Annotated in this window: 2 protein-coding genes and 1 pseudogene; all 3 read left to right on the forward strand. The window is 66.3% G+C overall.

Features of this window, described 5'->3' with window-relative positions; all coding sequences use genetic code 11:
• Positions 1-117 precede the first annotated feature (117 nt).
• Complete coding sequence (locus XpopCFBP1817_RS05580) at positions 118-1203, forward strand: efflux RND transporter periplasmic adaptor subunit (protein WP_128416355.1); 1086 nt, start codon at positions 118-120, stop codon at positions 1201-1203.
• Positions 1200-4325 carry an efflux RND transporter permease subunit gene (locus XpopCFBP1817_RS05585; RefSeq protein WP_128416356.1) on the forward strand — a complete coding sequence of 1042 codons (3126 nt, stop codon included), beginning with the start codon at positions 1200-1202 and terminating at the stop codon, positions 4323-4325. The genes XpopCFBP1817_RS05580 and XpopCFBP1817_RS05585 overlap by 4 nt, the downstream gene beginning before the upstream one ends.
• A 133-nt stretch (positions 4326-4458) precedes the next feature.
• Positions 4459-6372: pseudogene (locus tag XpopCFBP1817_RS22595) on the forward strand (type VI secretion system Vgr family protein); the annotation flags it as partial.

Consider the following 6372-nt stretch of genomic DNA (forward strand, 5'->3'; position numbering starts at 1 on the left):
CAGCGCATCGCGCCGACGACGGCAAGGGTCTTTGGTCATGGTGCAACGCATGCCTTTCTGTCAAAACCCTGGCGGCCAGGTCGTTAAAATTTAGACGTGCCTCGCCAGGATGTTCTGATGCTCGTTCTGCCCAGCGCGCGCTTTGGCGCCGTGCTTTTCTTGGCCGCTGCGTTGGCCGGTTGCAGCCGTCAGGCTGCGGCGCCTACCGTTTCCAAACCCATCCCGGTCTCTGTGCAGGCGGTGACCACCCAACCGTGGAACTCGACTGTGCAGTCGATCGCCACCGTGCGTGCGCGCGAATCGGTGGCATTGACGGCAGCGGTCAGCGATGTGGTGGAGCAGGTCAATTTCGACAGCGGCGACGAGGTCAAGGCCGGGCAGTTGCTGCTGCGCCTGCGCGGCAACTCGCAGCAGGCGGCATTGATTGCCGCACAGGCCACCTTCGAAGAAACCGATCAGCTCTATCACCGCCAGTTGAGTCTGGTTGGCCAGCAGCTGGTGGCCAAATCCACCGTCGATACGCAACGTGCTTTGCGCGATGCCGCGCAGGCGCGCGTGCAGCAGATGCGCGCAGAGATCACCGACCGCGAAGTGCGCGCACCGTTCTCCGGCGTGCTCGGCATCCGCCAGATCAGCCCCGGCTCGTTGATCACCTCGAGCACGGTGATCGCCACGCTGGACGATGTGGCGCGCATGTACGTGGACTTTCAGGTGCCGGAATCGCAGTTCGGCCTGGTGCAACTTGGTAATGGGGTCAACGGCAGCGCGGCGGCCTATCCGGGCGCGCAGTTCGAAGGCGTGGTGGCGGCGATCGATTCGCGCATCGACGAGACCACCCGCTCGGTGACGGTGCGGGCGGATTTTCCCAACAGCGATCGCCGGCTGCGGCCGGGCATGTTGCTGGATGTGCGGCTGTTTCAGCCGGCGCGGCAGGCGGTGGTGATTCCCGAAATTGCGGTGGTGCAGGTGGGGCGAGAGTCTTACGTGTTCCGGGTCAAGCCCGACAGCAGCGTCGAGCGCGCCGACGTGCGGCTGGGCGAGCGGCGCGATGGCAAGGTAGAAATTCTCGACGGGGTTAACGCCGGTGAGCGCATCGTGGTTGATGGCACCGGCAAGTTGCGTCCAGGCTTGAAGGTGATCGATCAGGCCGCGCCCGTTCCTGCATCGACACCTGCGCCGGTGCCCCCGCAGGCAGCCCGATGAAACTCTCCGATCTGTCCATCACCCGCCCGGTGATGGCGGTGGTGATGAGCCTGCTGCTGATCGTGCTGGGGGTCATGTCGTTCACCCGGCTCACGCTGCGCGAGTTGCCGGCTATCGACCCGCCCATCGTCTCGGTGGATGTGGAATACACCGGCGCTTCGGCGGCGGTGGTGGAAAGCCGCATCACCCAGGTGCTGGAAGACGCGCTCGCAGGCATCGAAGGCATCGAAACCATCGAGGCGCGCAGCCGTAATGGGTCTTCGGATATCAGTATCGAGTTCGTGCAATCGCGCGATGTGGAAGCCGCCGCCAACGACGTGCGCGATGCGGTCAGCCGCGTCTCCGACCGCATGCCCGACCAGGCGCGCCCGCCGGAGATTTCCAAGGTCGAAGCCGATGCCGACCCCATCCTGTGGCTCAACATGAGCTCCAGCACGATGGACACGCTGCAGTTGTCCGACTATGCCGAGCGCTATGTGGTGGACCGCTTCTCCAGCCTGGACGGCGTGGCGCAGGTGCGTATCGGCGGGCAGCAGCGCTATGCGATGCGCATCTGGCTAGATCGCGATCAACTGGCCGCGCGCGAACTCACCGTGGCCGACGTCGAAGCCGCACTGCAGAACGAAAACGTGGAGCTGCCGGCCGGCAGCATTGAATCGGCGCAGCGCGATTTCACCCTGCGCGTGGAGCGCAGTTATCTCAAGCCCGAAGACTTCGCCAAGTTGCCGTTGAGCAAGGGCGAGGCTGGTTACGTAGTGCGTCTGGGCGATGTGGCCAAGGTGGAGCTGACCTCGGCCGAGCGGCGCGCGTATTTCCAGAGCAACGGCGTGCCCAATGTGGGTCTGGGCATCGTGCGCAACTCCACCGCCAATGCGCTTGATGTGGCACGCCAAGCGCGCGCGCAGGCCGAGGAAGTGCAGAAATCGCTGCCGCAGGGCACCAATATCTTCGTCGCCTTCGACACCACGACCTTTATCGATGCGGCGGTGGAGCGCGTGTATCACACGCTGGTCGAAGCGGTGGTGCTGGTATTGGTGGTGATCTGGGTGTTTCTTGGCAGCGCGCGCGCGGCCTTGATTCCGGCAGTGACGGTGCCGGTGTGTCTGATCGCCGCATTCATCGCGCTCTATGCGTTCGATTTTTCGATCAACCTGCTGACTCTGCTGGCCCTGGTGCTGTGTATCGGCCTGGTGGTGGACGATGCCATCGTGGTGGTGGAAAACATCCAGCGCCGCATCGAGCTGGGCGAGCCGCCATTGGTGGCCGCCAAGCGCGGGACCGGGCAGGTTGCCTTCGCCGTGATCGCCACGACCGCCGTGCTGGTGGCCGTGTTTTTGCCGGTGGGTTTTCTGGAAGGCAATACCGGGCGTTTGTTCCGCGAGCTGGCGGTGGCATTGGCGGCAGCGGTGGCGATCTCCGCGTTCGTTGCGCTGACGCTGACACCGATGATGTCGTCCAAGCTGTTGCGCTCGCATGGGCAGGCCAAACCCAATCGCTTCCATCGCTGGTTCGACGGCCGCATGCAGGCGGTGTCGGCTGCGTACGGGCGCTCGCTGGAGCGGCATGTTCATCGCAGCTGGATCTTCGCGCTGCTGATGTTGCTGGCGCTGGGAGCCAGCGCGTGGTTGATGAGCCGTATTCCCTCAGAGCTGGCACCAGCCGAAGACCGCGGCAATTTCCAGATCATGATCGATGGGCCCGAAGGCGCCGGCTTCGATTACACGGTAGGGCAAATGCATCAGGTCGAAGCCATCCTCGGCCCGTACGTGGGCCCTGACAAACCCGTCGTGCGGGCAAATCCACGCGTGCCTGGCAGCTTTGGCAGCAGCGAGGAAATGCACACCGGCCGCGTCAGCGTGTTTCTGCAGGATTGGAAAAAACGCACGCGCCCCACCACCGAAGTGGCTGACGAACTGCAGCAAAAACTCAACGTGCTCAGCGGCGTGCGTGCGCGCACGCAGGTGAGCGGCGGGCTGGTGCGCAGCCGCGGGCAACCGTTCCAGCTGGTGCTGGGCGGGCCGGATTACGCAGAGATTGCGCAGTGGCGCGATCGCATCCTGCAGCGCATGGAGGCCAATCCCGGCCTGGTCGGCCCGGACTCGGATTACAAGGAAACCCGCCCGCAGATACGCATCAATATCGACCGCCTGCGTGCCGCCGACCTGGGCGTGCCGGTCACCGCGATCGGTGGGGCGCTGGAAGCGATGATCGGCTCACGCCGCGTCACCACCTTTGTCGAAAACGGCGAGGAATACGACGTGATGCTGCAGGCCGGCCGCGAAGGCCGCATGGCGCCGGAAGACCTCACCGCCATCCGGGTGCGTTCGATCCGTGGCGAGCTGATTCCGCTGTCCAACCTGGTTACGCTCAGCGAAGTGGCCGAAGCCGGCACCTTGAATCGCTTCAACCGCCTGCGTGCGATCACCATCAGTGCCGGCCTGGAGCCAGGCTACCCGCTCGGCGATGCGATCGCCTGGGCACAGCAGGCCGCACGCGAAGAATTGCCCGAGTACGCGCAGGTGGACTGGAAGGGCGAATCGCGCGAATACCAGCAATCCGGCAGCGCGGTGGTGCTGACCTTCGGCATGGCCTTGCTGGTGGTGTATCTGGTGCTGGCCGCGCAGTTCGAAAGCTTTGCCCATCCGCTGGTGATCATGCTCACCGTGCCGTTGGCGGTGCTGGGTGCGTTGGTCGGTTTGTGGATCACCGGTGGCACGCTCAATTTGTTCAGTCAGATCGGCATCGTGATGTTGGTGGGCCTGGCGGCCAAGAACGGCATCCTGATCGTGGAGTTCGCCAATCAGCTGCGCGACGAAGGACGCAGCGTGCACGAGGCAATTGTGGAATCGGCATCGGTGCGCTTGCGCCCGATCCTGATGACCTCGATCGCCACCGTGGTCGGTGCGATTCCGCTGGTGGTGGCCGGCGGGCCCGGCTCGGCCAGCCGCGCCACCATCGGTGTGGTGGTGATCTTCGGTGTATCGCTGTCCACCTTGTTGTCGCTGTACGTGGTGCCGGCGTTCTACAGCTTGATCGCGCCATACACCAAGTCCCCCCAAGCTGTGGCACGCGAGTTGGAAACCTTGGAAGCGCAGACGCCGTCGGTGGGTGGGCACGCCTAAGCCCTGTTCCCCAAGGCACTGCCAGCACCGCTGATCAACAGTATTTGTAAAATCAGCACATGCCGGTAGTCAGCAGCCGCAAGCCTTGCTAACGTGATGAGCTGGCTGTTTTATGGCGCAAGGGATGTCAGTGATGGACGCACTGGTAACACGATCGACCGCCCTGGCGCAGCTCAACGACGCCCAGCGTCTGCATCGGCTGGAGCTGCCGCAGGCGCCTGCGGTGATCGTGGAGTGTTGGCAAGGCCGCGAGCAACTGTCGCAGGGCGTGGACCTGTGGGTCGATGTGCTCAGCACCGATGCGGATCTGCCGTTGGATGACTGGCTGGCGCAGCGTGCCACGCTGTACACGCGCGATGCGCGCGGCGGTGAGATCGTGCGTTCTTTCCTGGTCAACGAAGCAGCGCTACTGGGCAGCGACGGCGGCCTGGCGCGCTACCGCGTGCGGCTGGTGGGCTGGACCTGGTGGCTGTCGCAAGGCCGCCATAGCCGGGTGTTCCAGGAGCGCACGCTCATCGAGATCCTGGAAGAGGTGTTTGCCGGCTATGCGCCACAGGCGCACTGGCGCTGGAGCGCCGAGGTGACCGGCTTTTTATCGGCCGCGCGCGCGCAGTTATTGCGTGCAGTACCGCGAGAGCGACTTGGCGTTTGTGCAACGCCTGCTGGCCGAAGAAGGCCTGGGCTGGCGGCTGGAGCACGATGACCAGGCCCCGGCCGGCCACGCCCTGGTGGTGTTTGCCGACAGCAGTGCGCAGGCGCAGGACGCCACCGCCATTGCCGGCACTGGGGTGCGTTTCCATCGCAGCGATGCCACCGAGGCGGCCGACAGTGTGTCGGCGCTGGGCCAGGTGCGCCGGCTCGGCGCCACCCAGCTCACGGTACTCAGCGACAGCTACCGCAGCCAGCAGGCCACCAGCGCGCAGGTGCCGCTGGCCGGAGGCGGCAGCCAGTCCCTGCGCGAGGTCTACGACCCGGCCGGGCAGTACGCCTTCGCCAGCACCGCCGAGGCCGAGCGCTACACCAGGCTGATGGCCCAGGCCCAGGAAGCGCAATGGCATGACTGGCAGGGCCGCGGCACGGTGCGCAGCTTCAGTACCGGTACCTGGTGCGCGGTGACCCAGTTTCCCGGCCAAGCGCCGGAGCTGCTGCTGACTGAAGTCCGCCACGCCGCCATCAACAACCTGCCGGTGGATCTGCGTAAGGCGGTCGAGAGCCAGCTGCTTGCGCCGGCCCCGCTCGACTTGCTGCTGGACCCCGAGGTCTGGCGCCAGGCCGAGGCGGTGGGCTATGCCAACCGGTTCCAGGCGGTGGAGCGCAGTCGTCTGTGGCGGCCGGTGCTGGCCGACGACACCGGCGCGCGGCTGAACCCGTGTCCGACCGCCCCCGGATACCAGAGCGCGATCGTGGTCGGCGCCAGCGGCGGCAACCAAGAGGTCTATGCCGACGCGCAAGGGCGCATCCGGGTCGCGTTCCACTTCCAGCAGGACGCGGCGGCGCCGGATAGCACGTGGCTGCGGGTGGCGCAGCGCTACGCCGGCCCGGGCGTGGGCAGCCAGTTCCTGCCGCGCGTGGGCCAGGAAGTGCTGGTGGGGTTTCTGGAAGGGGACATCGACCGCCCGGTGGTGCTGGGGGCGCTGTACAACGGCAAGGGCGAAGCGGGCACGCCGGCCACGCCGGGCGGTCAGTTAGCCGAGGCCGACACGCAGGCCTACGCGCAGGCGCGCGATGGGCGCGCCTGCGCGCAGGCGAACCTGTCCGGCGGCCACGCCCCGGCGTGGCACGGTGCCGGCGGCGGGGAGGCGGCGCACCGCAACGCCACTGCGCTGTGGGGCGTGCAATCGAAGGAATGGGGCGGGCAAGGCCACAGCAGGCTGGTGTGGGCCAGGCGAACCACTCCAAGCTGATCGGCGACCAGGCCCCGCTGAGCGCCCTGCTGACCAGCGCCAGCACCACGGTGCCGGGCACCTGCTTCGACGCCGCCAGGGCTGCCGCATCCGAACGCAGCGCCGCGCCCGGCGACGGCCGCGTGCCGCACACCGGCGATGCC

Source organism: Xanthomonas populi, from assembly GCF_002940065.1.
In the GTDB taxonomy this organism is placed as follows: domain Bacteria; phylum Pseudomonadota; class Gammaproteobacteria; order Xanthomonadales; family Xanthomonadaceae; genus Xanthomonas; species Xanthomonas populi.

Coding starts and splice junctions, on each gene's coding strand:
- XpopCFBP1817_RS05580 (WP_128416355.1), top strand. CDS start 118: ATGCTCGTTCTGCCCAGCGCGCGCTTTGGCGCCGTGCTTTTCTTGGCC.
- XpopCFBP1817_RS05585 (WP_128416356.1), top strand. CDS start 1,200: ATGAAACTCTCCGATCTGTCCATCACCCGCCCGGTGATGGCGGTGGTG.